Source organism: Acetobacter tropicalis, assembly GCF_030644465.1.
GTDB lineage: Bacteria > Pseudomonadota > Alphaproteobacteria > Acetobacterales > Acetobacteraceae > Acetobacter > Acetobacter tropicalis.
The window spans coordinates 1,633,539-1,660,053 of sequence record NZ_JAUYUW010000001.1; the positions used below are offsets into that span (position 1 = coordinate 1,633,539).

Here is a 26,515-nt window from a genome sequence, read left to right on the forward strand (position 1 = left end):
ATTCCGTTAATGGACGGCATAATCGTTTTACTTTTTTGACAGGTTTGTTGCTTCGTTACGGCTTTTTAAGGGCATTCCGCCCTCTCCGGCGCAAGAAGCTGCGCTAATCTGTCCAGATTCTGGGCTGAGGCCTGAGACGCCTCCTGCTCTATCGCCCGATAAAACCGGATAACGGCCTCACCCTCTTCTGTCAGAAAAGCACCGCCCCCGCCTCCGGGGCGCGTAGCGACAAGAGGCGCTTTGAACAACTGGTTGAGGCTATCCACCAGCAACCACGTCCGACGATAAGACATCCCCATGGCACGACCTGCCGCAGAAATGGACCCGGTTTCCGCCAGCATCTCAAGCAGGCGGATTTTACCGTGCCCCAAAGCAGCCTTGCCATCTGCATCCACACGCAGAGTTAGTCTTATCCGCTCTGGCATCAGGCTGCCTGCTTTGGCTGGAAGGCTTTTTGCATGATAATGTGAGGACTCATGTTCTCTCTTACTCAGGCCGGAGCTGTGGCAAACCTGTCATGACACTGTTTTCCGCAAATACCATCTGGTGCCCCATGATGCCAGCCGATCTTGCGGCTACAGTCGCCCTGGCGGCTACCGTGCATACGGATTACCCGGAAGATAACGAAATTTTCACAGAGCGACTGGCACTTGCACCCCAGGGATGTTGGGTGCTTTCCGGTTCTGAGGGAGTAATGGGCTATATGCTCAGCCATCCGTGGCGGGGCAGCATAAGCCCACCGCTCAACACGCTGCTGGGAAGCCTGCCTGTTCCGGCAGACCGCTGGTATATTCATGATCTGGTTCTGGCAGAACGCGCCAGAGGGCAGGGAGCCGCCCAAAAGGCCATTGCGCTGGCAGAAGACGCGGCCCGTAGGCTCGGTGTACCGCTGCTAAGCCTGACATCTACTCGGCATGCCCAGACATTCTGGCGCAAACAGGGTTTTGCGCCAGAAGCAATTTCAGAAGCAGAACGGGCAGTACTGGCCTCTTATGATGCAGAAGCCAGCCTTCTCAGCCGCCCGGTTTCCCCCTGAGAGGCTGGCTTACCAGCCTCCAAAAACCTCTCACACGTTTCGGGTTGAGGTTTCAGGCGGGTTTTACTCTTCTTCCTGTTCCGGCGCGGTCATCATGGCTTCTGCCACAACGCCAGCGTGCTCACGCACCTTGCGTTCAATATCCGCCGCCATTTCAGGGTGATCACGCAGGAACTGCTTGGAGTTCTCACGCCCCTGCCCAATGCGCTGGCTGTCATAAGAGAACCATGCGCCGGATTTTTCCACCACACCGGCCTTGACCCCAAGATCGATCAGTTCCCCGACCTTGCTGATGCCTTCACCGTACATGATGTCAAATTCCACCTGCCGGAACGGCGGAGCCATCTTGTTCTTGACCACTTTCACACGCGTCTGATTACCCACAACCTCGTCCTTGTCCTTGATGGACCCGACCCGGCGGATATCAAGGCGCACAGAAGCGTAGAATTTCAGCGCGTTACCGCCCGTTGTGGTTTCCGGATTACCAAACATGACCCCGATTTTCAGACGGATCTGATTGAGGAAGATCATCATGGTGTTGGAGCGGGCAACCGAGCCTGTCAGCTTGCGCAGCGCCTGGCTCATCAGGCGGGCATGCAGGCCCACGTGGCTGTCGCCCATATCGCCTTCAAGTTCCGCACGCGGGACCAGAGCCGCCACACTGTCCACGACCAGAACATCAATGGCACCGGAGCGTACCAGCGTATCGGCAATTTCCAGCGCCTGTTCACCAGCATCTGGCTGGCTGATCAGCAGGTTATCAACATCCACACCCAGCTTTTTTGCGTAACCGGGGTCCAGCGCGTGTTCGGCGTCAATAAAGGCGCAGGTGCCGCCGCGCTTCTGCGCTTCTGCAATGGCATGCAGCGCCAGCGTGGTTTTACCGGAACTTTCCGGCCCATAGATTTCAATCACGCGGCCACGCGGCAGGCCACCAATACCCAGAGCAATATCCAGCCCCAGAGAACCGGTAGGAATTACATCCGCCTGTTCACGCGGGCGCTGGCCCAAACGCATAACGGAGCCTTTGCCAAAAGCGCGTTCAATCTGCCCCAGTGCACCTTCAAGGGCTTTTGCCTTATCCATGCTTCACCTTTTCCCTGTTGCCTCCGGCTCCGGCCAAAGGCGCATCTCACGCTGGGGACAAGAAGCCTCAGACTGAAGCTTTTATTCCAACGCGCTTTTCTCAAGACCTGCCATAAAAACGCCGCCCCCCGCAATGACGAGCATCACGCGAGAAAGACTCCACAGTGTCAGACCTCTGGTTCTGTTCCATTTTATTTAGAACAAAATAAGAACAATTCAAGCCAAAAACAGGCGGCCGAAGCCGCCTGTTTCGCCATAACCAGAAAATATTATTTCTGCCGGTCAGACGATATGGCCAGACCAGAACCGCGCGGGTCTGTCCAGCCAAAGCATTTGCCGGAATCCCCCGGCAAACCAGCAGGGCAAGATACAAAATTGGCCCGCCCAGGCCCTGATGTCACTTCCGGCCGCCCTCCGGCCAATGCGGCTTGCAAGGCAACCGCAGCGGTATCAGCGGCCACATTCTGCCCAGATGCCGTTGCAGCAGCGCGGAATTGCACCGATCCACGATGAGCAATAGCAGCCGTCAACAAAGGTTGCGGCCGCCGCTGCGGCGAGGCCCCCAGCACAATACCCGTGGAGCCTGCCACACGTCCGGTACCGAACAGGTTATTCATGCTCAGAGCACAGCTTACCGTTTCTCCCTGTCGGTCCGTCACCACAAAGGAGGTTGAGGCAGGCAGAGGAGGCAGAGCGGACCCACTGGGCAAGCTGCCGGAAGTAAGCAGAGCCTGCGCATCCGCAACACTCGCGCTGCCGCCCTTACCGGCCTGCCGTGCACGCCAGCCGGATACAACAGTTTCGCCCCGTACCGTGGCATGACCCTGACCACCGGCAAAGGCTGCGGCTGTTCCTAACCCACCATCTGCCGGCGGCGGCAGGAAGCTGATCTGAACGCCATCGGCGCTCAGCATGAGCGGCTGTTCAGCCGTTGCCAGACTGTCGCGCAGATCAGACGAGGTCAAACCGCCACCCGCAGCCTGTGCGGCCTGCACAAATGTCTGTCCCAGTGAGCCTCCATACAGATCGCCCACACCCGCAATCCGCATCCGCTCAAGCGCCCCGGCAAGGCGCGGCTGCACCATCAGGTCACTCACCTTCAGCACACTGCCGTTGCCATTACTGAAAATGGCGCGGGCCTTTTCATCCGCCAGCAAGGGAGACTGCACAGCCGCAAGATCAGACGCCAGAAGCCCACTGACAGGCACACCATCCGTGGCCAGATTGCGCGCCGGCACCAGAATATCGGCAAAATCCGCACTGCCGTACCGCAGTTGCATCAGATACAGGCCACGCGCCAGCATGGGCACTGCGGCCGGGCGATCAGCCTTGGCATCAGCCTGTCCGGCTTTTGGCAGAAATACAAAAGCCTGCCCCTGTTCCTGCCCCGGCTTCCAGGCCAGACATGCCCCGCCAGCACCCAGAGACGCACGGGAGGGCAGGGTGACAGACAACGCCATGCCAAGGGCGGCCGCAGCATCTGCCGCCTTGCCCCCTTTGGCTAACACATCACGGGCAACAAGGGCGGCCTGGGGTTCATCCGCCGCCACTTCTCCCACAAAGCCTGTGACCACAGGGGCGCCTGGATCCTTGTGCCCCCCAATAAGGCCACAAGCCGATAGGGAACAGGTCATCATAAGCGCCGCCATGCGGGCCTGACCTGAAAATAACGGCGCAAGCCGGGCTGAACGGGTCTTTCTGAAACGCTCGGGCACGCCTTGATGTCTCCACTTCATCTGGTCTGCCCGCAAAGGGGCGCACGGTTCTCTTCCGATAACCCTGTTCCGCACAGGCAGCAACACGTCCGTGTCATTTCCTGCCTTCTGTTAGCATGCCCACACTGCATTCCCATCCCACCAGTTCTGCTTTACAGGTGAAAAACCATGAAAAAGCTGATCTCCTCCTCTTTCAGGCCACTCGCCCTTGCCGGGGCCGCCTGTTTTCTTCTGCTTGGCAGCACCGCAGCCCCAGCGCGCGCGGCTGACAGTGGCTTCACTCCCACGCAACGCGCTGAAATTGTTGAGATCATGCGCAATGCGTTGAAGACGGACCCTTCTATCCTGTCAGATGCTATCACGGCATTACAGGCCAAAGCTTCTGCGCAGAAAGCTACGTCAGCCCTTGAAGCCGTGCACAAGAATCCTGCCCAGTTTGGAGACAGCACGACGGACGTTGTGCTGGGCAACCCACACGGCAAACTGAAGGTGGTGGAATTTTATGACCCCCGCTGCCCTTACTGCCGCAAGGTTCTGGCCGATCTGGACAAGCTGGTGGCCGCCGAGCCTGACCTGAAGCTGGTTGAAAAGGTCATCCCTGTGCTGGGCCCCAACAGCGTGATGGATACGCAGGCCATTCTGGCTGCCGGATTACAGAACGCCTATGTGCCGTTCCAGAAAGCTCTGATGGCAGACCCCGCCAGCGCCTCCACAGACCGGATTCGCCGCATTGCGCTCCATGTCGGGCTAGACCCGGATCGCCTGCTTTCTGACATGAAAAACCCCAAGGTCATTGCCGCAGCCAGCCATAATCTGGAACTCGCCCGCTCCATAGATCTTGAAGGCACCCCCACCTTCATTATCGGAGACAAGGAAATCATTCCCGGCGCTGTCTCCTATGATGAACTGAGAGCAGCTCTTGGACGCCTGCGTAAAGCTGGCTGATAGCAAAAAAGGCCTCGTCCCGTGTGGGATGAGGCCTTTTTTATGAGCTGATTGAAAAGTCCGCTTCAGCGGAGCCGGGGGTGTTTCCTCCACCCGGCTTTTGCCACCAACTTTCCGGCTTTTTCTTACGTAAAACTCAGGCTGCTTTTTCTGTCTGACGTTCCGCTGCTGAACGGCCGGGAATAACCCCTTCTTCCCGCAGCAGGACAGAAAGCGCCCGCACCATCTCGTCCATCATCTCATCAGTGTGGAATGGCCCCGGCGTAAGCCGCAGACGTTCCGTGCCTTTGGCAACCGTGGGATAATTGATGGGGGTGGCATACTGACCATATTCCGTCAGCAAGCGGCGGCTGATGCGCTTGCAGGTTTCTGCATCCCCGATCGGCACCGGCACAATGTGGCTGGGCGTCATGGTGAAGGGAATACCCGCCGCACGCAGACGCTGGCGGAAGGTATTCACCCGCTCAAACATCTTCTCACGCCGCCAGCCTTCAGCACGGACCTTGCGCACGCTGGTCAGTGCAGCACCCACAACAGCCGGAGGGAGTGCTGTTGTGAAAATGAAGCCAGATGCCGTGGAGCGCAGGAAATCGACAATCTCGGCTGAAGCCGTGATGTACCCGCCATGCACGCCAAATCCCTTGGCCAGCGTGCCTTCAATAATATCAACCTGATCCGCCACGCCATCACGCTGGGAAACACCACCGCCTTCTTCGCCATACAGGCCGACGGCGTGTACTTCATCCAGATAGGTGATGGCATTGTATTTGCGCGCCAGCGCACAGATACCGGCAATATCCGCCATATCCCCATCCATTGAATACACGCTTTCAAACGCGATCAACTTGGGGGCTTCCGCTGGGGCTTCCGCCAGCTTGGCTTCCAGATCAGCCAGATCATTATGTTCAAAAATAACGGTCTGAGAACCGCGGGCCCCTTTGATACCGGCGATCATGGACGCATGGTTCATGCGGTCTGAAAAGCAGATCCAGCCCGGCATGGAGGTCAGGATGGTTTGCAGGCTGGCCTGGTTGGACACATAACCGGAAACAAACAGCAGGCCCGCTTCCTTGCCATGCAGCGATGCCAGTTCCGCCTCAAGCTGCGTGTGCAGCGGGCTGGTTCCGGCTATGTTGCGGGTGCCACCTGCGCCAGCGCCGTGCTCACGGATAGCCGCAATGGCCGCTTCCTGCACTTCCGGCACCACGCCCATGCCCAGATAGTCATTGGTTGACCACACCACCACTTCACGCCCTTCCGGCACGGCGGCAACTTCTTCCTCATACAGGGGAAAACGCTCAGCCAGTCGCGCCAGCGGTGTAAATGTGCGGTACCGTCCTTGCTGCCTGATCTCGTTCAACGCCGAATGGCAATGTTCATAAAACGGATGCCGGGCGTTCTTGATCAATCCCACGCTACTACTCTCCTCGCGTCGTCAGAAACGGTCGGGGCACGGCGCATGGCCCGTCGGCCGTCTGGCCGGTGTCTTTTTACAGTATGACTTCACATAATGGTGTAAGCTTTACTGCACATACACCCTGATGACCGGCTTCGTCACGGTCGAATCTGGCATAGCGGTTATTTCCACTTGTTCAGGAGCCGCTCCTGCCTTGACAATTTCTTTTGTCACGGCCTGCCCATCACCCTGCACCAGTTGCACCAGTGTCAGTTGATCAAGTTCGCTTTTTCCAGACGCCGGCACCAGACATTTTACCACAAACAGAATGTTTGGCTTCCGTGCCAGTGCCTCATGCACCATCCGGTCAACTGGGGCTGCCCATTCTTCAGAAGGTGTGCCCCCCACCAGTTCCACCAGCGGCGGCACAGGGGGCGGGCCGGGCGGCGGCGGCGGAATATAGGGTTTGGGCGGTATGCCTGCCTGCGGATTAAAGGTTTTCTGGTCCACCAGTTTGCACCCGTTCAGGCACAGCGCAACGCCTGCCAGCAGCATGATCCGCACAACAGGCCGCCTTTCTGCAAAACAGGAAACAGAGGGCATGAGGGGCAGATCTCCGAGCAGGCTGAAAAAGTAGAGTGGTCTTTCTCTCTCTTTCGCGCTCCTTTGCGCCCAACGCAAGGCAACACCCTCATAAAGACAGGCCAAAATCACGCCCGTCTGCCGTTTTGTTGTCGTTTTTCTGGCCTTTGCTTGTGTACATTCGGTTATGTGGATGAGCCCTTGCTCAAATCTCCACACCCCTTTATTGACCAAAATGCAGTGATGAGAAGACCGGTCGTCATGACAGGCCCGTCACCTGAGGCAGGCGAATGGCAACAGCCCTTTCGACAGACCATCTCCTTTCCAATGAGGAAGGAGGCCTCTCCGCTCAACAGATCAGCGTTGTGCGGATGAGCCACGCTGCGCGCCAGTTACTCCGCACGGAAACCCTGCCAGCCCATATCCGCGCGGTGCTGGAACTGATGTGCCTGCCCGTAACAGCCCTGTGGTGCCGGGTGCTCCGGTTTGATCCCGCAGCACCAGACTGGCCGGACCGGGACCGTTTTGTGGTGCCCTCCACCACCATGCAGCCCTTGCTCCGCGCCATGTTGCGCCTGACAGGCGAGAAAAAACACGCTGCTGTTCCCCTTGAATATGGTCGTCATCCTGCGGTGGAAGTGGCTCCCGGCCCGGCAGGGCAGGGGGTAGCTGCCGCCGCAGGCATGGCTCTGGCTGAACAGGCTCTTTGCCGCCGGTTTGGCCGCTCTCTGGTCAATCATCGCACGTGGGTTCTGGCGCAGGATACGGACCTTGCCACAGGTGTTGCGATGGAAGCCGCCCAACTGGCGGGCCGCTTCGGGCTGGACCGTCTGGCCGTGCTGGTCGCACCGCCTTCAGAACCGGATACTGCTGATTTTGTCGATTCGCTCACACGGTTCAGTGCCTCTGGCTGGACGGTGCGCAAGGTGGAGGCCGACAATCTTCCCGCCATCACCTCCGCTCTGGCCGCAACATTACGGGCCCGCAAACCAACGCTGATTGCCTGCCTGCCCTCCGCCGCTCCACTCTCTCCCCTTGGCCCAGATCTTCCGCCAGAAGAAGAACTGACTGGCCCGTGGAGCCCCACGGCAAGGCGCGGCGCTTCCACCCGTCGCTCCTGGTTGCGCCGCTTTGCCCGGCACCGCCAGCGCACCGCCTTTGAACGCGAACAGACAGCCCGCCCGCCCACGCTGTTCCATGAAGACTGGCAGCGCGCATGGGAATGGCGGATGCGCACCGCCTTGGAAACCTCCACTCAGGAATCCGGGCTGGCTGGGCTGGATGCTCTATCGGATATCCTGCCGGAACTGACCTGCCTTACCGCAGCCTCCGCCAAGAACGCGCCTCCCTCTGACCAGAATACTGCCGGATGGCAAAGGCCCGTGGCATTGGCCAAAGGGCGGGAGTGCGGCATTCAAGAACACGGCATGGCTGGTATGCTCAACGGTCTTGCCTTGCATGGTGGTATGCTGGCTTGCGCCGCCGCCAGCATGATGACCGTGGACCGCATGCGTTCCGCGCTGCGCATGGCGGCCTTCATGCGCCAGAAAGTGCTGTATCTTCTTACCGGAGACGGTCTGGCCCTTGGGGATGGCGGCGGCGCGTGGCAGCCGGTTGAACAGTTGGCCAGCCTGCGCGCCACCCCTAATCTGGCCGTTTTCCGCCCCGGCAGCGCAGAGGAAACCTTCAAATGCTGGGAGGCCGCTCTCCACTGGCAGGGTGGCCCGGCTGTTCTGGTGCTGTGTCCCCACCAGAACACACCCCTCCGTTTTCCGGCCGCAGTCTTGGGGGGCGCAACCCGTGGCGGTTACGTTATCCGCAGTCCGGAAAAACGGCAGGTCACGCTGATTGCCTCCGGCCCAGAGGTTGCCATTGCGCTTGAAGCATCGCACCATCTGGCGCAGCGGAACATCCGCGCTGCGGTGGTATCCATCCCATGTTGGGAACTGTTTGCCGCCCAGCCCGGCACGTACCGCCGTGCAGTTCTGGGAGGAGCGGGATTACGGATAGGGATTGAGGCCGCATCCGGCTTTGGCTGGGAACGCTGGCTTGGCCCGGAAGGAATTTTTGTTGGCATGGATGATTTCGGCACGTCTGCCCCGGCCAACGCATTGTATGAGCGTTTCGGCATTACTGCTGAAGCGATCTGTGAAAAGGTGGAGCATCACCTTTTTGCCTCGGGCGCTGCACGGGGAGCTTCCTCGTTCGCGCCGGACCAGCCTCGGGCACGCGCTCGGGGACCGTTACTGACAAGACCATAAAAGATAAAAACGGAGAACAGACAAATGGCAGTCAAAATCGCTATCAACGGCTTCGGTCGCATTGGCCGACTCGTCCTGCGCGGGCTGATTGAAAGCGGACGGACCGATGTTGTCCCTGTAGCGATTAACGATCTTGGGAGTGTGGAAGACAACGCGCATCTGCTCAGCTATGACAGTGTGCATGGACGCCTGCCCGCGGATGTGCGCGTTGAAGGCAACAAGCTGATCATCACGACACAGGGCCGCACCTGGGACCCGATCACGGTTTCCGCAGAGCGTGACCCATCCAAGGTACCGTTTGAAGGTGTGGATGTGGCCATGGAATGCACAGGCCTGTTCACCTCCAAGGAAAAAGCACAGCCGCTGCTGAAGGCTGGCGCCCGCAAGGTGCTGATCTCCGCCCCCGCAACAGATGTGGACGCCACAATCGTGTTTGGCGTGAACCAGGACGTGTTGACGCCGGATATGACGGTGATCTCCAACGCCTCCTGCACCACCAACTGTCTGGCCCCCGTTGCCAAGGTTCTGGAAGATACGTTCGGCATTGAACGCGGTTACATGGTGACCATTCACTCCTACACGGGTGACCAGCGCACTGTGGATACCCTGCACAAGGATCTGCGCCGCGCCCGCGCTGCTGGCCTGAACATGATCCCCACCTCCACCGGCGCGGCCCGTGCTGTGGGGCTGGTTCTGCCACACCTGAAGGGCAAGCTGGATGGCACCGCCATTCGTGTACCAACGGCCAATGTGTCTCTGGTCTCCCTTGATTTCGTGCCGAAAAACATCCCGGGCTCTGTTGAAGACGTCAACAACGCCATCAAGGCGGCGGCCTCATCTGGTCCGCTGAAGGGCATTCTGGCGTATTCCGATGCGCCACTGGTCAGCTCCGACTTCAACCATGCTCTGGCATCCTCCACGTTTGATGCAACCCAGACTTCTCTGGTGGATGGCGGCAAGCTGGTTCGTATCTGCTCCTGGTATGATAACGAATGGGGCTTCTCCAACCGCATGGCTGATACAGCCGCTCTGTTTGGAACTCTCTAATGGCCATGATCCCTTTCAACACGCTGGATAAGCTTGACCCTCGCGGCAAGCGTATCCTGCTGCGTGTCGATCTGAATGTTCCCATGAAAGATGGGGTTATTTCTGATTTCACCCGTATCGAGCGCATTGTTCCCACCATTCGGGAACTGGCAGACAAGGGAGGCCGGGTGATTGTGCTCAGCCACTTTGACCGCCCCAAAGGCAAAGTGGTGCCGGACATGTCGCTCCAGCCCATCGCCACGGCGCTTGCCACGGCTCTGGGCAAGCCTGTCAGCTTTGCGCATGACTGCATCGGCCCGGATGCGGAAGCTGCTGCTGCATCCTTGAAAGATGGCGAAGTTCTTCTGCTTGAAAACACCCGGTTCCAGCCGGGTGAAGAAACCAACGCACCCGATCTTTCCGCAGCCCTCGCTAATCTGGGCGATGTGTATGTGAACGATGCGTTTTCTGCCGCGCACCGGGCCCATGCCTCCACCGCTGGCGTGGCCGAGCATCTGCCTGCCTATGCAGGCCGCCTGATGGAAGCGGAAATTGCAGCGCTGGATGCTGCGCTGGAAAATCCGGAACGTCCGGTTGGTGCGATTGTTGGGGGGGCCAAGGTCTCCACCAAACTGGCACTTTTGGAAAACATGCTAGAAAAAGTGGATGTTCTGGCTGTTGGCGGTGCCATGGCCAACACATTCCTCGCAGCAAAAGGCTACAAGGTTGGCAAGTCTTTGAAGGAAGAAGACATGCTGGACACGGCCCGCCAGATCATGGCGCAGGCTGAAGCCAAGAAGTGCGAGCTGATTCTGCCTGTTGATGTTGTGCTTTCAGAAGACTTCATGGCCGGAGCCCCCACTGCTGTTGCCCCGGTTACGGATATTCCCGATGGCTGGATGGCGCTGGACGTAGGGCCTGAAACCGTCAAACTGCTGAAAGAAAAACTGGCGGGCCTGAAAACGCTGGTCTGGAACGGTCCGCTGGGCGTGTTTGAAATGCCTCCGTTTGATGAAGGCACAAACGCTGTTGCGCAGGAAGCGGCACGCCTGACCAAAGCCGGTGCCCTGAAAACCATTGCCGGTGGGGGAGATACCGTTTCCGCCCTGCGCCATGCTGGAGTTCTGGAAGACATGACCTATGTTTCCACCGCTGGCGGTGCGTTTCTGGAATGGCTGGAAGGCAAGGTTCTACCGGGTCTGACCGCCATCAGCACCACGCTGGAACGCACCATTCCCATCTAAAAACCTTAAGAAAAGCGCTTCCTGTTTCTCATTTTGATCAAAAACAGGAAGGGTTCTTCAAAAAACGCCGGAGCATGTCTGCTTCCGGCGTTTTTTCTTTCGTGCCTCTCTTTTGCCTATTCCGCGCTTTTTGGTTTCCGGCCTTTAGCATTCATTAAGGCCACCCCGCTCAAGATGATGGCGCCGCCAAGCAGAATTCTGAATGTGGGCACTTCTCCGGCCAAAAGAAACGCCAACACCAACGTGGTGGGAGAAAGCAGATAGAGCAGCCCCGAAGACCGCGCCACGCCCAGATGCCCCACCACATAGGCCCACGCCCCATAGCCCAACACTGCGGGAAACAGACCTAACTGGAGCACTAGTCCCCATGTGCCTAGTCCCGCAATACTCAGGCTGTGCCACGCCTCGGCCCACCAAGGTGCCAGCAATACAGCACCTACTATCAGGATATATGCCGTGGTGGCCAAAGCACCATAAGATGCCACCAGTTTTTTCTGGAGCGTGTTGTAGAGGGCCGCAGAAAACGCTGCCCCCACAATATCCGCAGCGCCGGAACCAAACGCAAGGCCACCCGGTTGGCTGCGTGCAATCAACACCACACCGGCAAAGCTGACCAGAGACCCCACCCAGCCCCATAAAGAGAGGCGTTCCCCCAGAAACGCAACCGCAATAAAGGCTGATATAAGGGGTGAAAAACTGATCAGCAGGCTTGCTGCACCAGAAGAGACCGTCTGCTCACCTACATTGAACAGAATGTTATAAAGCGTAATGCCGACTGCGCCACACAGCACAAAACGCGGCAGATCCTGCATGCGGGGCAACTGAGGCCGGGTCCAGACCACCCATGCCAGCGCCACAACAGCCGCCACCGCATAGCGTGCAGCAGCCAGCGGAATGGGGGCCATGCTATGTAAGGCCATACGCACAACAGGATACGCACTCCCCCAGGAAACAAGCGCCAGCGCCGCAGCAAGGGCTGTTCCATGCCGGAAAGGATTCTTCTTTCGGGTGACTGCAGGATTATGCTCCATACATCCAGCCTTGATGGGGCCTGCTTTCGGTTATTCCCGACGCAGCACCTGATCCGTCATGAAAGAGGCAAGTTTGCCGGCGACAAAATCCCGCTTGAGCGCCACTTCATCATATTCATCCCGCACCCAGTCCAGAAACGGCAGGCGTCCTTCCGCTTCGGCCTGATAGCGCATGAAAAAGGCGTCCAGAATGCCGGTGCGCGACCCACGAAAATGCCCATACCGCCAGGAAAGTTCCTTGAGCGCACGCGCTGCACTTCCGCCCTCAAACAACACCACCAGTCCTGACGCGAGGCCTGCCCGGTCCGCCCCGGATTTGCAATGCATCAGCATGGGGAAAGCAATGTTCTGATAAAGCGCCGCGAACCGCAAAATACGGTCTCGATGTGGTGCGCCACGGCTTTCAAAAGCCATGTCCACATGGGCAAGACCAAGCTTATGCGCCGTTGAACGGGACAAAGCATCCGAGCCACATTTCCGGTGCCCCCGCAAATTGACAAGCGTACGTAGATGATAGCGCTTCATGGCCTGTTTCAGGCGGGCAGGGGTCGGATGATTACACCGATACACCTTGCCCGGCACAACGGTATGAAAGTTGGTCCACACCAGCCGGAACACGGCATGGTCTACAAACAGGCTATCAGTCCAGGCCCGTGTACGGCCCGCCAGAGAAGTCAGTTGGCCGTCAAACACGACTGCACGAAGCTCCTGATCATAAAAGAGGTGATGATGTGTCCCACCCTCAAGGGCATGCCGTCAATCTATTCCGCACGACACGCCTTTCAGGGACAGGCACGGTCATCCAGCCGCAAGCACAGAAACGCAAGGTCAAGCCAGCGACCAAACTTGACCCCCACCTGCGTCATCACGCCGGTTTCTTCAAACCCCAAAACCTTGTGCAACGCTATGGAACCAGTATTGCCAGCCTCTATCCCGGCAACCATCACATGCAGCCCATCTGTTCTGGCACGCGAGATCAGGGCTTCCAGAAGCAGACGACCAATTCCTTTGCGCTGATGGTTCGGGTGAACATACACGGAATGCTCAACCGTGTGCCGGTATCCATCAAATGGCCGCCATGGGCCGAAACTGGCATACCCCACCACCTCCTGCGCCTCACCTTGCGCAACCAGCACTGGATAGCCTGCGGCCTGCCGGTCTCTGATCCATTTCACGCGGTCAGAAACATCCACCACTCTCTCGTTCCAGATCGCCGTACTGAACTGAACATTGTGATTATAGATGCGCGCTATGGCTACTGCGTCCTGTTCCGTTGCATTCCTGACCAACATAATCTGCCTTTTCAACTTTCCAGAAAACGAAAAGGACTGTTTGCAATATCTTCTGACTGCATCATGAACACCCCTGCTGCCTTTCTAAGAAAATCAGTCTTGTTTCAGTAATGGTGCGGCCCCCTTCAAGTAACCGCTCCTCTCAGATAACACCAGCTTATAGAGATCAAGCGAAAAACGCTGGGCTTTTTCAGTGTGAACCCCCCGTGTGTTCAGAGAATATATCCGTTTGTAATGTGTTGTCAGCCACCTGCACACAACTGGTTCAACCTGATTGCGGGCACACCCATCATACGGCGTGAGCACATACGCTGGCCCGCGAACAAGATCCTGCATGTAGTGTTTCCACGCATTTTCTTTTCCGAACACAATATCGATGTGTGTTGGAAACAGATACACATCAAACGGTCGCAAATCCGCCGAATAGAATGCGGTATGATCTGCCCGGATATTCAGAACTTTTTGCGTTCCTATTTCTTTTGAGAGAAACGCGTAGTCCACCCGATTGTAATACAGTCTTTCATTCAGGATTTTCCGGGTGTCCTGAACCATATAGCCTATGGAAAACAATGCGAAGGGTAACAAGCTATACTTTGGGAAGGCGTAGCTTTTCTCGAACAGAATCGCCGCCATGATGGCAGCCGGCGCAAAGCACAGAATAAAATAGTGCTCAAACGGATGCCCCGACAGGATAACCGCAGGCACAGAAGACAAAAACCACAACGGCAGCAGAAGTGTTTTTCTCGCTGTCCCATGTAGACTAAGCGGAAAACGTTTGAACCAGCCTTGAAGCACCGGAAAGAGCAACGCCGTATAAATGCCGCACCACAGCACACTCCGCATACGGGCTTTTAAAGACGCGCCATAGTGATGCAGAAATGCGCTTTGCATGGAAAAATACGTTTGTAATGCCCCATGTCCTTCCACCAGATAAGGAGAAAACAGAACGAGCAGCCCCACTACCAGCCCCATGGCTGCCAGCATGATATGCTTGAGACGAAACCATCCAGGTGCCAGAAAGAGCAATAAGGACGGCAGGAAAAGACAGACGGCAGAAAGGTAATTGACGTTCACAACACCGGAAAAAACCAGGCCTGCTACAAAGAAAAGGAAGGGGTCTCCCTGAGTATTGCCTTTATAAAGCAGCCTGAGAAATAGGGCTTCCCCTACCACCAAAACCGTTTCGGTATTCCCATCCAGAACACCAAAAACAGAACCACCCACTGTTAATATCAGCCAGGCCAACCAGTTGTTGAACGACCCAAAAATGCGGCAGAGCAGCACAAAGGCCGCCATGAGCACACAGGCTAACAGTTCGAATTTTCCGTAAGGAAGGGGAACAATATAGTCCCACACCGCATAAACCAGATAGACGCCCAAAGGTTTATGATCAAAAGCATAGGTGTAAGGTAGAAGATGGTCGCGCAGCATACCGCGCCCTACCACCACATAATATGCGATATCTCCATTTGAAAAAGGCAGAATGCTGTCGCTGACAAAATAGCAGACCGTCAGGATCATGAGGACCCAGAACAGGAACGAAGGCATTCGTGCCAGCTCTGGCACGCAGGCCAAAGTCTCCAGTCCTTTCTGCTTCATTTTGGCAAAAGAAGCCATTCTGCTTGAATACTCCCTCATGATGATAAGTGCCGCTCAGCGACCTGACTGCGCCTGCCATATCACGCAAGAGTCTGTGTCCCACCCATCCTTATGCATTTCAGAAGACGCAAAAAAACAAACCCCCACGCTGTACCTAAACAGCGTGGGGGCTTTACGTTTCAAAATAGAGGCCTTCTCTCCCTAAAGCAGACCCTCATTCTGACAGACTGCAACGAAAACCATTCTGACTGATGTCAGAGCTTCCGCTCAATCTGAAGTTCCTTGATACGCCCAATTGCCTTGGCCGGATTCAGGCCTTTGGGGCAGGTCTGGGTGCAGTTCATGATGGTACGGCAGGCATACAGCTTGAACGTATCTTCCAGAGAATCCAAGCGGTCGCCCGTATGTTCATCACGGCTGTCCGCAATCCAGCGATACGCTGCCAGAAGCACGGCCGGACCAAGATAACGGTCACCGTTCCACCAATAGGACGGGCAGGAGGTTGTGCAGCAGAAGCACAGAATGCACTCCCACATCCCATCCAGCTTTTCCCGTTCTTCAATGCTCTGGCGGCGTTCTGAATCCGGCGGCGGCGCGCTGTCAGACTTCATCCACGGTTCAATGGAACGCAACTGAGCATAAGCACCATCAAGGTTGGACACCAGATCCTTGACAATCGGCATATGCGGCAGCGGATAGATGCGCACATCGCCCTTGATGTCCTTGATAGGCTTCAGACACGCCAGCGTGTTTTCACCATCAATGTTCATGGCGCAGGACCCGCAGATTCCTTCACGGCAGGAACGCCGGAATGTCAGCGTAGGGTCCACTTCGTTCTTGATATGGATAATGGCGTCCAGCACCATCGGTCCGATTGTATCAAGATCCAGTTCGTAGGAATCAACAACCGGATTTTTGTCATCATCCGGTGTCCAACGGTACACCTTGAATGTTCTAACGTTTTTGGCCCCGGCTGGCGCGGGAAAGGTTTTGCCTTTCCCGATCTCGCTGTTGCGCGGCAGTCTGAGTTCGACCATCTTTACCTCCCTTATTCGCCCGTTCGTGCCGACAGATCAGTAAACGCGCTTTTTGGGTGGGAAGACCTCAACATCATTGGTGAGTGTCTTCATATGAACCGGACGGTAAGTCAGCGATACGCTGCCTTTGTCATCCAGCCAGGAAACGGAATGCTTCAGCCATTCCTTGTCATCACGGTCGGGGAAGTCATCCCGCGCGTGGGCGCCACGGCTTTCATGTCGGGCCAGACCGCTTTCAAGGGTTACTGTCGCGTTAGCCAGAAGGTTTTCAAACTCCAGAGCTTCCATCAGATCACTGTTCCAGATCAGTGATGAGTCAGAAACGGAGATATCACCCAAACCGCCCCAGATTTCGTGAATCTTGTCCACGCCTTCCTGCAGGCTTTCCTGCGTACGGAACACGGCAGCATGGGTCTGCATGTCACGCTGGAGACGATCACGCATGGCGGAGACTTTGGTTCCACCCTTGGCATAACGCAGCTTGTCCAGACGATCGAGTGCGGCTTCACCTGCCCCTGCTGGCAAAGGTTTTACAAAGTCCGTGGGCTTCACAACTTCTGCTGCACGCTTGGACGCCGCACGCCCGAACACGATCAGATCGAGCAGGGAGTTCGTGCCCAGACGGTTAGCCCCATGCACGGACACACAGGCAGCTTCACCCACCGCCATCAGGCCCGGCACAACGGCATCAGGATTATCAGCCGTTGGACGGACAACTTCACCATGAATATTGGTAGGAATACCGCCCATGTTGTAATGCACGGTCGGCAGAACCGGCACAGGCTCCTTGGTCACGTCCACACCAGCAAAGATACGGGCGGTTTCAATAATGCCCGGCAGACGCTGGTGCAGCAGATCAGACCCCAGATGCTCCAGATGCATCATGATATGGTCTTTCTTCGGACCAACACCACGGCCTTCCTTGATCTCGATGGTCATGGCGCGAGAAACAACGTCACGCGATGCCAGATCCTTGGCCGTTGGCGCATAACGCTCCATGAAGCGCTCGCCTTCCGAGTTTGTCAGATACCCACCTTCACCACGGCAACCTTCCGTCAGCAGACAGCCGGCAGGATAGATACCAGTCGGGTGGAACTGCACAAATTCCATATCCTGCGTAGGCAGGCCAGCACGCATGGCCATGCCGCCGCCATCACCCGTGCAGGTGTGGGCTGAGGTGCAGGACTGATAGGCGCGACCATATCCACCGGTTGCCAGAACAACCATCTTGGCATTGAAACGATGGATCGTGCCATCATCCTGACACCACGCCACAACGCCACGGCAGGCGCCTTCATCATCCATAATAAGATCAATGGCGAAGTATTCGACAAAGAACTCAACGTTATGTTTCAGGCATTGCTGGTACAGCGTATGCAGAATGGCATGGCCGGTTCGGTCGGCAGCAGCGCAGGCACGTGGCACAGGGGCCTTGCCGTAATCGCTCATATGGCCGCCAAACGGGCGCTGGTAAATCTTGCCTTCTTCCGTGCGGGAGAACGGCACACCGAAATGTTCCAGTTCCTGCACGGCGGGCACGGCCTCACGGCACATGAATTCAATGGCGTCCTGATCACCCAGCCAGTCAGACCCCTTTACGGTGTCATACATGTGCCAGCGCCAGTTATCTTCCGCCATATTTCCCAAAGAGGCCCCGATACCCCCCTGGGCGGCAACGGTATGGCTCCGTGTGGGAAAAACTTTGGTCACGCAGGCAGTTTTGAGGCCAGCAGCCCCCATGCCCAGCGTAGCACGCAGGCCGGATCCACCTGCACCCACAACCACAACATCATAAGCGTGGTCAATAATCCGGTAGGCTCCCCGTGACGGAGAGGTATTGGCATTCATCGTGACGGCGCTCCCATGTGCGTTCGGCCTGTCATGTCTTCAGGTTCGTGCCGCGCAGATCCTGTCAGGCAGGCGGCACAAGGCTCAGAGTTTTTTCAGGATTTCTGGCTGTTGCCCGCCGCCACCAGCTTGATGACCGCAAACACGCCCAGAAGTCCGATCAGAGACGTTCCGATTTTCACCAGAATTCGCGTGGGCAGGTGCGCCTTGCCATGCACGTAATCATCCACAATCACCTGCAGGCCCATCTGGGCATGGTAGAATGTGGTGATGATCAGTGCGGTAAGCATTGTGGCGTTCACCGGCTTGCCGCCCCATTTCACCACTTCCGCGTGATCAGCCCCGCCAAGACGGAACATCTGAACAACAAACCACGTTGAAAGAGGAAGAAGAGCCGCTGCGGAAACACGCTCCGCCCACCAGTGCCCTACGCCTGATCCACCTGCGCCCAGCCCACGTGCTCGGCCAAGCTGGGAGCGCATGACCTCGATATGAGAAACAGAAGCGTTCATGTCAGCCTGCCTTCCTTGCCTTGGCGCGGGAACGTGCCCGGCCACCCGCCACACACAGAAGGGCACCGGCCAGAACCGTGCTCACCCCAGCGGTAACACCAACAGCAACCGGCCCATCCTTGTTGATTTCCGTCTTGTCATAGCGGTAACCGCTATCCCAGATCAGATGGCGGATGCCGCCCACCGTGTGGTACACAACAGAAGCCAGCCATCCCACCAGCAGAAGCTGGCCAACCGGATTACCTGTAACCTTGCGTGCCGTTTCAAAAGATTTCGGCCCCTTGGCGGCTGCGGCAAGCCAGAACACGCCCAAGGCCGCTCCCGCTGTTGCTGCAACACCGGTCAATCGGTTCGAAATGGAAAGAACCATAGAGAGCCGATAGCGGTAAATTTGCAGATGCGGCGACATAGGCCGCTGAATGAGTCTGCCGTCACTTCGGCTCCCTACGTAGAGGGCCTTCCGGATATCCTGCATTGTCAGCCTCGTATCCCGTCCGTCTATCCCTACACTGGCTTAGTGCCAGCGTTTCTGCATTGATTTCGTCCTACGCCCCACCCGCAGAGTGGTCAATTCAACCAGGCAACACGACACCGAGAGGCGGGGCCGCCTCACTCAGCCGTGTTTGGGAAGGAGGTCCAGAGCGATCATGGTTTCGGCAATCTGAACCGCGTTCAAAGCCGCACCTTTCCGCAGATTATCGGACACACACCAGAAAGCGAGACCGTTGGGAACAGTGGGATCGACACGAAGGCGTGAAACATAGGTTGCGTCTTCCCCAACGCATTCAATTGGAGTCACATATCCGCCGTCTTCACGCTCATCGCGCAGAATCACGCCATCTGCCTCACGCAGCACTTCACGCGCACGCTTGATATCCACAGGTTCTTCAAATTCGGCCACCACCGCTTCAGAATGACCGATAAACACCGGAACCCGCACACAGGTTGCAATCACGGAAATATCGGGATCAAGAATCTTCTTGGTTTCCACGGCCATTTTCCACTCTTCCTTGGTGGCGCCGTCATCCATGAAGCGATCAATCTGTGGAATGCAGTTAAAGGCGATCTGTTTCTGGAACTGTTCGATCTTGGGCGGATCGTTCACAAAACTGCCCCGAGTCTGGGCAAACAGTTCATCCATGCCGTCCTTGCCCGCGCCCGCAACGGCCTGATACGTGGCCACAACCACACGCTTGAGCGTAAACAGATCATGCAGGGGCTTAAGCGCCACCACCATCTGAATGGTTGAACAGTTCGGGTTGGCAATAATATTGCGCTTCATGCGCTTCAGGGCATCCGGGTTCACTTCCGGCACCACCAACGGCACGTCCGGCTCCATACGGAAGTGGGAGGTGTTATCAATCACCACGCACCCTGCCTTGGCGGCAACCGGCGCATATTTGGCGGAAACAGCCCCACCTGGGGAGAACAGGGCAACGTCCCACCCCGTAAAGTCAAAGGTTTCAAGGTTCTGTACTTTCAGAACCTTATCGCCAAAAGAAACCTCACGCCCGGTAGAGCGGGGAGATGCCAGGGCCACAATCTTGTCAACCGGGAACTCCCGCTCCGCCAGTGTCTTTAAGATTTCACGCCCAACCGCACCTGTGGCTCCGACAACTGCAACCCGATACCCCATAACGTTCCCTATCTTCTATTCTTGTTGAATGCCTGACCGGGCCGCGAACCTAGACCAAACTGGACATAAATGGAATTGTTCCTCTCCCGGCAGGACCATAAAAAGCCCTGTTTTTCAAAAGGCGCCCCTTGTGGAGTCGCCCACGCATAAAGGAGAGCGGTCTTGGTTCAGCTTTCACCCACATGCATCCCGGCGGGGGCTCCTGTTGCTCCGGCCGCCACGCAACCGGCACCGGCGGGCACGCTGGTCATTCTCGGCGCGGGGGGAGATCTGACCCACAGGCTGCTGGTTCCGGCCCTGTATGACCTCACCTGTAACAAATTCCTGCCTGATGACTTCCGGATTATTGGCGTCAGTGCGGAAGACCTGACATCCGCCTCATGGAAAGCCTCCCTGCGCGCCAAGATGGAGACGTTCACTCAGGACAGCCATGCGGAATTCTATACACCCAAAATAGATGAAACCGCCTGGTCCTGGCTTACCGAGCGCATGACCTATCAGGCACTGGATTTTACGTCAGTTGACGCTGTTAGCACCCTTGCTCGGGATATTGGCGATCGGAATGCTGTTTTCTATCTGGCCACGCCACCGCGTTTTTTTGAACCTGCGGCAGAAACGCTCGCCAAGGCCGGTCTTTTAAAGGAAACAGACAATCGATTCCGCAGGCTGGTTATCGAAAAACCGTTTGGAACGGATCTCCAGTCCGCTCAGGCGCTGAACGCGCACCTGCTCTCCTTCCTTCAGGAATCACAGATCTACCGGGTTGATCATTTTCTGGGGAAAGAAACCGTTCAGAATCTGCTTGCCCTCCGCTTCAGCAACCTTCTGTTCGATCCGCTTTGGCGGTGCGAGTATATTGATCATATCCAGATTACCGCCGCAGAAATACTGGGGGTAGAAGGCCGCGGCGTGTTCTATGACGCCACGGGAGCCCTGCGGGATATGGTGCCCAACCATCTGTTCCAGATTCTGGCGCTGGTAGCCATGGAACCTCCGGCATCGCTTGAACCAGAAGCCATTCGAAACGCCAAACAGCAGGTTTTTGAGGCTATCCGGCCCATTTCTCCCCAAAATGCCGTGAGAGGCCAATATGAAGCGGGTCTGATAAAGGGGCGCATCCTTCCCGCGTATCGGGACAGCAAGGGCGTTTCCCCCGACAGCCGGACCGAGACCTATACTGCGCTGAAGATCGAAATTGACAGTAAGCGTTGGAAAGGGGTGCCGTTTTACCTGCGCACGGGCAAAGCGCTGGACTCCAGCGTGACGGAAATTGTGGTGCAGTTCAAACAGACAGCTCATCCGCTTTTTCATACGGCAGAGGGCGCAGCCCAGACTCCTAACCGCTTTGTCTATAATATTCGTCCAGAAAAAGGAGCAGATCTGCACTTCAATACCAAGCAGCCAGGCCCGGAAACCATAGTGAAGGAAGTTGTTTCCCAGTTCCGGTATGAACAAGCCTTCGGCAGCATACCCAATGTCGGGTATGAGACTTTGCTGTATGACTGCCTGCAAGGCAACGCCACCCTGTTTCAGCGTGCCGATAATATAGAAGCCGCCTGGCGGGCAGTGGACCCGGTTTTAAAGGCATGGGCCAAAGACCCTACGCCGCCCGAACCTTACAAGGCGGGCACGGACGGCCCAGCCTCAGCATCCGCCCTGCTGGCACGGGATGGCCGCTGCTGGGCACCGTTCTCTCAATTAAAAGAATAGGGCCCAAAAGAAACCCTCAGGCCAGAACGCCGGTTTCGAGGGTTTTCCGAACACCCTGTGCTTTAAGGGCCTGCCGCATTTCTACAAACTGTGTGACAAACGCATCTGATTTTTCCAGATCCCAGCCAGAGAAAACACTCATCTCCAATGCCCTGGCTGGGTCAGCATCAAATGCCAGCTTTTTATCTTCATCTGTCAGGTGCGGTTCCAGCACATCATACGCAGCACCCTTTTCATCCCGTCCTGCCAGATAGGCGCAAAAGCAGGCCAGCAAAAAGGCTATCCGGCGCGCGTCACGCCCCTGCGCAACAACACCTGACGCGGTAGGCCTTATAAAAACCGGAAGCTTGGAGGCGCTATCAGACGCAATGCGCACAAGCTGGTCACTTATGGCCTTGTTGCGAAAACGGGAGAGCAACAGTGCCCCGTATTCCTGTAACGCCATACCGGGAGGAGCCTGCAAAAGAGGCTCCGCATCAAACCCCAGAAACTGTTGCAGCAGAGCGTAGAGGCTGGCGTCCTGCATGGCATCACTCACAACCCGGTATCCCATCAACACACCGGGCAACGCCATCATGGAATGGGTGGCGTTGAGCATACGCAGTTTCACCTGCTCATAGGGCGCAACATCCTGTGTAAACAGAACACCCACTTTCTCCCAGTCAGGGCGGCCTGAGGGAAACGTATCTTCCACCACCCACTGAATAAAATCTTCACAATAAACCGGAGCGCGGTCTTCTATGCCGCTTGCGGCATCCAGACGCAGAATATCAGCTTCCCGCACAGCCGGCGTGATACGATCAACCATGCAGGAAGGAAACGCCACGTTCTGGCTGATCCAGCCAGCCAGATCTTTATCCCGCTGTTCGGCCCAGCCTACCAGAGCCTTGCGCGCCACATGCCCGTTATGGGGCACATTATCGCACGACAATACGGTAAACGGCACAACGCCAGCTTCTCGCCGCAACCGCAGGGCTTCCGCCATGACACCAAAAGCAGAGTGGGGAACCTGCCGTGCCAGATCCTCCACCATATCGGGATGGCTGGGCATGAACTGTCCAGCTTCATCCATATAATAGCCGCCTTCCGTAATGGTCATGGTGACCACCCGGATAGCCGGATCAGCCAGACGACGGATGGCCGCAGCCCGATCCGCCGGGCCGTGAACATACTCCACCAGGGACTTGATCACCCGCACCACATCCGGTTTATCCGCCGGGCATTCCGTAAGAGTGTAAAGACCGTCCTGCGCCTGCAATGCAGCAGCTTTCGCTGCTTCTGCGGGTGTATCCAGCAGACCGACACCAACAATTCCCCAGCCCCCCTGTTCGGGCAAAGCGAGAACACGATCCACATACACAGCCTGATGAGCACGATGAAAATTGCCGACGCTCAGATGCGCAATGCCCGGCCGCACCGTGCTACGGTCATAATCAGACATCACGACCGTTGCGGGCAGATTACCCAAGGTCTTTACACTCAGTTCCATCAAGCTGTCCTCTGCTCTTCCTGCCGTTTCATGGCAACCATGAAACCTTTGTTTCAAGGGCAGGAAATCCCTTTTCAAAACAAGGCTTTCTATAAGTCATGTCTGCCCTAGAAAGGAAACGTGGCTTTTTTTGACACAGGTCAATGCAGCTTTTTGCATGGGCCGGCGTAATTTAGAAAGAGATAGAGTTGAATAGGAGCCATGGTCTCCAAAAACAGCGTAAAAACACCAGAAGCCGCAGAAGCATCTGTATCGCTCACAGTGAATGACTGCGAAAAAACGCTGCCGGGATAAGAGATGTATGGTGGTTTCTTGGGGGTAAAAAACCAGTTGGAAGCCTGACGTTGAAGCATCCACCCGACCACAGAGAACCTTCACGCGCCAGAAGCCCGGAACCGACCACGCCAACTGACTTTCCACACCGTTCCTGGCAGTTGGCGGGCCAACACGATCTTTCAACCACAAGGGCTGTAGAATTCATGCTTTTCAATCTCTTAGCCCGAAAGCCCCCTCTTGTTCTTCCAGCCAAAAACCGGCAGGGAGAGCCTCTGCCTGCCCCGCAGGTGGCCTGTAAGAATAAGATAAAGAATGAAAGTTAAGGAAACATGTCAGGAAAAATGAAAGCCGCTGTTGTTCATGAATTCGGCAAACCGCTGACTATTGAAGAACTGGACATTCCCGACATCCGGCCAGACCAGATTCTGGTAAAAATGACGGCCTGCGGCGTTTGCCATACAGACCTGCATGCCGCGAGCGGCGACTGGCCCAAGAAGCCTACCGTTCCCTTTATTCCGGGCCATGAAGGTGTAGGCGTTGTCACCAAGGTTGGCAGCAACGTAACCTGGGTGAAGGAGGGGGATGAAGTTGGCGTGCCGTGGCTTTACTCCGCCTGCGGCCATTGCGAACATTGTCTGGGCGGATGGGAAACCCTGTGCGCCAAACAGCAGGAAACCGGCTATTCCGTAAACGGCTGCTTTGCCGAATATGTGGTGGCAGACCCCAACTATGTTGCCCGCCTGCCCAAGGGAATAGACCCCGTGAAAGTCGCACCAGTGCTGTGCGCTGGGCTGACGGTGTATAAAGGTCTGAAAATGACAGACACCAAAGCTGGCAACTGGGTTGCCATTTCTGGTGTGGGCGGCCTAGGCCAGATGGCCGTGCAATATGGCGTGGCCATGGGCCTGAATGTGATTGCAGTTGATATTGATGATCAAAAACTGGCTACCGCCCGGAAACTTGGCGCAGCTCTGACCGTTAATGCCAGGACGACAGATCCCGCCGCCTTCATCCAGAAAGAGGTTGGGGGTGTGCATGGCGGCCTGATTACCGCTGTTTCCACAAAAGCCTTTTCACAGGCAATGGGTTATGTGCGGGCAGGGGGCACGCTGGTTCTGAACGGACTGCCGCCGGGAGATTTCCCAATTTCGATCTTCGATATGGTGATGAAAGGCACCACCATTCGCGGATCCATTGTGGGAACCCGGCTTGATATGATTGAAGCTCTCTCCTTCTTTGCAGAGGGCAAAGTGACTTCCGTGACCCAGACCGACAGGCTGGAGAACATAAACAATATTTTCACACACCTTGAGGAGGGAAAGGTCGAAGGCCGTATCGTGATCGACTTTCGCGCCTGATCTCCGTCAAGGGGAACCGAAAGGCTCTGGAAATGGCTTACAAGACTGTTAATCCATACACCAATGAGACGATCGCTACCTTTCCTGATCTGAAAGACGGAGAACTTCAGACCCTTCTGGATCAGGCGGAGACCACTTACAAAAGCTGGGCTCAGACCTCCTTTGCAGACCGGGCCAAAATTATTGCCCGGGCTGCGTCCCTGCTGCGTGAGCAGAAGGAGGATTATGCAAAACTCCTTACGCTTGAAATGGGAAAACTCAAGCGTGAGGCCGAAGCAGAAGTGGACCTTTCTGCCGATATTCTTGATTACTACGCCCAGAATTCAGAAAAATTCCTGGCCCCGCAAAAAGTGCTCGGCGGTGCAGAACGCGGTGATGACGCCATGGTGGTCAGCCAGCCCTTAGGCATTATTCTGGCCATTGAACCGTGGAACTTCCCTTACTATCAGCTTGCCCGCGTAGCGGGGCCGCATCTGATGGCCGGGAATGTTGTGGTGGTCAAACACGCCTCCATTGTTCCTCAGGCAGCGGCCGCATTTGAAAAACTGTTCCATGATGCCGGTGCTCCGGCAGGGCTTTACACCAACCTGTTTGCCACACGCGAGCAGCTTGAAGCCCTGATTGATGACCCACGCGTGCAGGGCATTGCCCTGACGGGTAGTGAAGGTGCAGGAGCCAAAGTTGCGGCGCAGGCCGGCAAGAACCTGAAAAAAACCACCATGGAACTCGGCGGCAGCGATGCCTTTATTGTGCTGGAAGATGCTGACCTTGAAAAATCGGTCAAGTGGGCGGTGTGGGGCCGTATGAATAATGGCGGCCAATGCTGTGTGGCTGCAAAACGCATTATTGTGGTTGATAAGATTGCTGATACGTTCTTCAAACGCTTTAGCGAAGAACTGGCCAAGCTTTCCCCTGGTGATCCGTCTGATGATGCCACAGGCGTGCCTCCCATGTCCTCTCAGAGTGCGGCGGACCAGTTGAACGAGCAGGTGGAAGACGCTGTTAAACACGGTGCGACTGCCCACAGGGTTGGCCCTGCTCCGCCAAACAAGGGCGCGTTTGTTCAGACCACCATCCTGACAGACATCACAAAAGATAATCCTGCATTTTATCAGGAATTTTTTGGTCCCGTTGCCCTGTTCTTCCGGGTGAAGGATGAAGACGAAGCCATTGCCCTAGCAAATGACAACCCATACGGATTGGGTGGTTCTGTCTTCACGCAAAATACGGAACGCGGAGTGGATGTTGCCAAACGCATCAGCACTGGCATGGTGTATGTCAATCACCCCACATGGACCCGACCGGACCTGCCGTTTGGGGGTATAAAACGCTCAGGCTATGGGCGGGAACTGGCCATGATGGGCATTGAAGAATTTGTAAACAAAAAGCTGATCAACGTCGTGCCAATTGATGCACCCGCCTGATTGGCTGTAACT

The 26,515-nt window shown here is 56.4% G+C and carries 23 protein-coding genes; 8 read left to right on the forward strand and 15 right to left on the reverse strand.

What is annotated here, in order from left to right:
- Nucleotides 1-65 precede the first annotated feature (65 nt).
- Nucleotides 66-425 carry a winged helix-turn-helix domain-containing protein gene (locus QWU00_RS07240; RefSeq protein WP_035378897.1) on the reverse strand — a complete coding sequence of 120 codons (360 nt, stop codon included), beginning with the start codon at nt 423-425 and terminating at the stop codon, nt 66-68.
- Nucleotides 426-517: 92 nt separating this feature from the next.
- Here QWU00_RS07240 and QWU00_RS07245 point away from each other — a divergent pair, with 92 nt between their 5' ends.
- Complete coding sequence (locus tag QWU00_RS07245; RefSeq protein ID WP_035378899.1) at nt 518-1,036, forward strand: GNAT family N-acetyltransferase; 519 nt, start codon at nt 518-520, stop codon at nt 1,034-1,036.
- A gap of 63 nt (nt 1,037-1,099) precedes the next feature.
- Here the strand turns inward: QWU00_RS07245 and recA are convergent, their stop codons facing one another.
- Complete coding sequence (gene recA / locus QWU00_RS07250; RefSeq protein WP_035378901.1) at nt 1,100-2,122, reverse strand: recombinase RecA; 1,023 nt, start codon at nt 2,120-2,122, stop codon at nt 1,100-1,102.
- Nucleotides 2,123-2,391: 269 nt separating this feature from the next.
- Nucleotides 2,392-3,771 (reverse strand): gamma-glutamyltransferase family protein, encoded by a 1,380-nt coding sequence (locus tag QWU00_RS07255; RefSeq protein ID WP_262411368.1) that lies wholly within the window; start codon nt 3,769-3,771, stop codon nt 2,392-2,394.
- Nucleotides 3,772-4,005: 234 nt separating this feature from the next.
- On the opposite strand from QWU00_RS07255, the gene QWU00_RS07260 reads away from it, so the two are divergent.
- Nucleotides 4,006-4,782, forward strand: a complete 777-nt coding sequence (locus tag QWU00_RS07260; protein ID WP_006557572.1) for a DsbA family protein — start codon at nt 4,006-4,008, stop codon at nt 4,780-4,782.
- Nucleotides 4,783-4,918: 136 nt separating this feature from the next.
- Here QWU00_RS07260 and hemA read toward each other — a convergent pair whose 3' ends face one another.
- Nucleotides 4,919-6,196, reverse strand: coding sequence for a 5-aminolevulinate synthase (gene hemA, locus QWU00_RS07265; RefSeq protein WP_035378905.1), 1,278 nt, complete (start codon nt 6,194-6,196; stop codon nt 4,919-4,921).
- A gap of 108 nt (nt 6,197-6,304) precedes the next feature.
- The gene (locus QWU00_RS07270; RefSeq protein ID WP_035378983.1) at nt 6,305-6,781 is read right to left on the reverse strand and encodes a hypothetical protein; all 477 of its coding nucleotides are present in this window, start codon (nt 6,779-6,781) and stop codon (nt 6,305-6,307) included.
- A 269-nt stretch (nt 6,782-7,050) separates the two neighbouring features.
- Here QWU00_RS07270 and QWU00_RS07275 point away from each other — a divergent pair, with 269 nt between their 5' ends.
- Genes QWU00_RS07275 through QWU00_RS07285 form a run of 3 tightly spaced genes read left to right on the forward strand, consistent with a single transcriptional unit; the run spans nt 7,051 to nt 11,291 of the window.
- Nucleotides 7,051-9,021: a transketolase-like TK C-terminal-containing protein gene (locus QWU00_RS07275; RefSeq protein WP_035378907.1), complete on the forward strand. Its 1,971-nt coding sequence runs from the start codon at nt 7,051-7,053 to the stop codon at nt 9,019-9,021.
- Between the two features lie 24 nt (nt 9,022-9,045).
- The gene (gap, locus tag QWU00_RS07280; protein WP_035378909.1) at nt 9,046-10,068 is read left to right on the forward strand and encodes a type I glyceraldehyde-3-phosphate dehydrogenase; all 1,023 of its coding nucleotides are present in this window, start codon (nt 9,046-9,048) and stop codon (nt 10,066-10,068) included.
- Nucleotides 10,068-11,291 (forward strand): phosphoglycerate kinase, encoded by a 1,224-nt coding sequence (locus tag QWU00_RS07285; RefSeq protein WP_006557567.1) that lies wholly within the window; start codon nt 10,068-10,070, stop codon nt 11,289-11,291. Before gap ends, QWU00_RS07285 begins: the two co-directional genes overlap by 1 nt.
- A 116-nt stretch (nt 11,292-11,407) precedes the next feature.
- Here the strand turns inward: QWU00_RS07285 and QWU00_RS07290 are convergent, their stop codons facing one another.
- From QWU00_RS07290 to QWU00_RS07330, 9 genes are all read right to left on the reverse strand, one after another.
- Nucleotides 11,408-12,322, reverse strand: a complete 915-nt coding sequence (locus QWU00_RS07290) for a DMT family transporter (protein WP_035378911.1) — start codon at nt 12,320-12,322, stop codon at nt 11,408-11,410.
- A 30-nt stretch (nt 12,323-12,352) separates the two neighbouring features.
- Nucleotides 12,353-13,015 (reverse strand): tyrosine-protein phosphatase, encoded by a 663-nt coding sequence (locus QWU00_RS07295; RefSeq protein WP_035378913.1) that lies wholly within the window; start codon nt 13,013-13,015, stop codon nt 12,353-12,355.
- Nucleotides 13,016-13,104: 89 nt separating this feature from the next.
- Nucleotides 13,105-13,614 carry a GNAT family N-acetyltransferase gene (locus tag QWU00_RS07300; RefSeq protein ID WP_035378915.1) on the reverse strand — a complete coding sequence of 170 codons (510 nt, stop codon included), beginning with the start codon at nt 13,612-13,614 and terminating at the stop codon, nt 13,105-13,107.
- A 93-nt stretch (nt 13,615-13,707) separates the two neighbouring features.
- Nucleotides 13,708-15,231, reverse strand: coding sequence for a hypothetical protein (locus QWU00_RS07305; protein WP_052051242.1), 1,524 nt, complete (start codon nt 15,229-15,231; stop codon nt 13,708-13,710).
- Nucleotides 15,232-15,467: 236 nt separating this feature from the next.
- On the reverse strand, nt 15,468-16,250 hold the full coding sequence (locus tag QWU00_RS07310; protein ID WP_006557561.1) for a succinate dehydrogenase iron-sulfur subunit: 783 nt from the start codon (nt 16,248-16,250) through the stop codon (nt 15,468-15,470).
- A gap of 36 nt (nt 16,251-16,286) precedes the next feature.
- Entirely contained in the window at nt 16,287-18,098 is a 1,812-nt protein-coding gene (gene sdhA / locus QWU00_RS07315) for a succinate dehydrogenase flavoprotein subunit (protein WP_006557560.1), read from the reverse strand.
- A 95-nt stretch (nt 18,099-18,193) separates the two neighbouring features.
- Nucleotides 18,194-18,610 (reverse strand): succinate dehydrogenase, hydrophobic membrane anchor protein, encoded by a 417-nt coding sequence (gene sdhD, locus QWU00_RS07320; RefSeq protein ID WP_006557559.1) that lies wholly within the window; start codon nt 18,608-18,610, stop codon nt 18,194-18,196.
- A 1-nt stretch (nt 18,611) separates the two neighbouring features.
- Nucleotides 18,612-19,085 (reverse strand): succinate dehydrogenase, cytochrome b556 subunit, encoded by a 474-nt coding sequence (gene sdhC / locus QWU00_RS07325; protein WP_035378917.1) that lies wholly within the window; start codon nt 19,083-19,085, stop codon nt 18,612-18,614.
- Nucleotides 19,086-19,223: 138 nt separating this feature from the next.
- On the reverse strand, nt 19,224-20,246 hold the full coding sequence (locus QWU00_RS07330) for an aspartate-semialdehyde dehydrogenase (RefSeq protein WP_006557557.1): 1,023 nt from the start codon (nt 20,244-20,246) through the stop codon (nt 19,224-19,226).
- Nucleotides 20,247-20,408: 162 nt separating this feature from the next.
- Here QWU00_RS07330 and zwf point away from each other — a divergent pair, with 162 nt between their 5' ends.
- Nucleotides 20,409-21,956 carry a glucose-6-phosphate dehydrogenase gene (gene zwf / locus QWU00_RS07335; protein WP_035378920.1) on the forward strand — a complete coding sequence of 516 codons (1,548 nt, stop codon included), beginning with the start codon at nt 20,409-20,411 and terminating at the stop codon, nt 21,954-21,956.
- Between the two features lie 16 nt (nt 21,957-21,972).
- Here zwf and QWU00_RS07340 read toward each other — a convergent pair whose 3' ends face one another.
- Nucleotides 21,973-23,445 carry a mannitol dehydrogenase family protein gene (locus QWU00_RS07340; protein WP_035378922.1) on the reverse strand — a complete coding sequence of 491 codons (1,473 nt, stop codon included), beginning with the start codon at nt 23,443-23,445 and terminating at the stop codon, nt 21,973-21,975.
- Between the two features lie 605 nt (nt 23,446-24,050).
- Here QWU00_RS07340 and adhP point away from each other — a divergent pair.
- Together adhP and QWU00_RS07350 are read left to right on the forward strand one after the other, a co-directional pair.
- A complete protein-coding gene (gene adhP / locus QWU00_RS07345) occupies nt 24,051-25,079 on the forward strand; it encodes an alcohol dehydrogenase AdhP (RefSeq protein WP_035378925.1) in 1,029 nt (342 codons plus the stop codon).
- Nucleotides 25,080-25,111: 32 nt separating this feature from the next.
- Nucleotides 25,112-26,503, forward strand: a complete 1,392-nt coding sequence (locus QWU00_RS07350; RefSeq protein ID WP_035378927.1) for an NAD-dependent succinate-semialdehyde dehydrogenase — start codon at nt 25,112-25,114, stop codon at nt 26,501-26,503.
- Nucleotides 26,504-26,515 lie beyond the last annotated feature (12 nt).

What these genes read in the sequence shown, in the direction of transcription:
- QWU00_RS07300 (WP_035378915.1), bottom strand. Translation starts at nt 13,614, where the DNA reads ATGTTGGTCAGGAATGCAACGGAACAGGACGCAGTAGCCATAGCGCGC.
- QWU00_RS07275 (WP_035378907.1), top strand. Translation starts at nt 7,051, where the DNA reads ATGGCAACAGCCCTTTCGACAGACCATCTCCTTTCCAATGAGGAAGGA.
- sdhA (WP_006557560.1), bottom strand. Translation starts at nt 18,098, where the DNA reads ATGAATGCCAATACCTCTCCGTCACGGGGAGCCTACCGGATTATTGAC.
- recA (WP_035378901.1), bottom strand. Translation starts at nt 2,122, where the DNA reads ATGGATAAGGCAAAAGCCCTTGAAGGTGCACTGGGGCAGATTGAACGC.
- QWU00_RS07240 (WP_035378897.1), bottom strand. Translation starts at nt 425, where the DNA reads ATGCCAGAGCGGATAAGACTAACTCTGCGTGTGGATGCAGATGGCAAG.
- QWU00_RS07350 (WP_035378927.1), top strand. Translation starts at nt 25,112, where the DNA reads ATGGCTTACAAGACTGTTAATCCATACACCAATGAGACGATCGCTACC.
- QWU00_RS07270 (WP_035378983.1), bottom strand. Translation starts at nt 6,781, where the DNA reads ATGCCCTCTGTTTCCTGTTTTGCAGAAAGGCGGCCTGTTGTGCGGATC.
- QWU00_RS07255 (WP_262411368.1), bottom strand. Translation starts at nt 3,771, where the DNA reads ATGGCGGCGCTTATGATGACCTGTTCCCTATCGGCTTGTGGCCTTATT.
- QWU00_RS07330 (WP_006557557.1), bottom strand. Translation starts at nt 20,246, where the DNA reads ATGGGGTATCGGGTTGCAGTTGTCGGAGCCACAGGTGCGGTTGGGCGT.
- QWU00_RS07285 (WP_006557567.1), top strand. Translation starts at nt 10,068, where the DNA reads ATGGCCATGATCCCTTTCAACACGCTGGATAAGCTTGACCCTCGCGGC.
- QWU00_RS07340 (WP_035378922.1), bottom strand. Translation starts at nt 23,445, where the DNA reads ATGGAACTGAGTGTAAAGACCTTGGGTAATCTGCCCGCAACGGTCGTG.
- adhP (WP_035378925.1), top strand. Translation starts at nt 24,051, where the DNA reads ATGTCAGGAAAAATGAAAGCCGCTGTTGTTCATGAATTCGGCAAACCG.
- sdhC (WP_035378917.1), bottom strand. Translation starts at nt 19,085, where the DNA reads ATGCAGGATATCCGGAAGGCCCTCTACGTAGGGAGCCGAAGTGACGGC.
- QWU00_RS07310 (WP_006557561.1), bottom strand. Translation starts at nt 16,250, where the DNA reads ATGGTCGAACTCAGACTGCCGCGCAACAGCGAGATCGGGAAAGGCAAA.
- sdhD (WP_006557559.1), bottom strand. Translation starts at nt 18,610, where the DNA reads ATGAACGCTTCTGTTTCTCATATCGAGGTCATGCGCTCCCAGCTTGGC.
- gap (WP_035378909.1), top strand. Translation starts at nt 9,046, where the DNA reads ATGGCAGTCAAAATCGCTATCAACGGCTTCGGTCGCATTGGCCGACTC.
- QWU00_RS07245 (WP_035378899.1), top strand. Translation starts at nt 518, where the DNA reads ATGACACTGTTTTCCGCAAATACCATCTGGTGCCCCATGATGCCAGCC.
- QWU00_RS07260 (WP_006557572.1), top strand. Translation starts at nt 4,006, where the DNA reads ATGAAAAAGCTGATCTCCTCCTCTTTCAGGCCACTCGCCCTTGCCGGG.
- QWU00_RS07305 (WP_052051242.1), bottom strand. Translation starts at nt 15,231, where the DNA reads ATGGCTTCTTTTGCCAAAATGAAGCAGAAAGGACTGGAGACTTTGGCC.
- QWU00_RS07290 (WP_035378911.1), bottom strand. Translation starts at nt 12,322, where the DNA reads ATGGAGCATAATCCTGCAGTCACCCGAAAGAAGAATCCTTTCCGGCAT.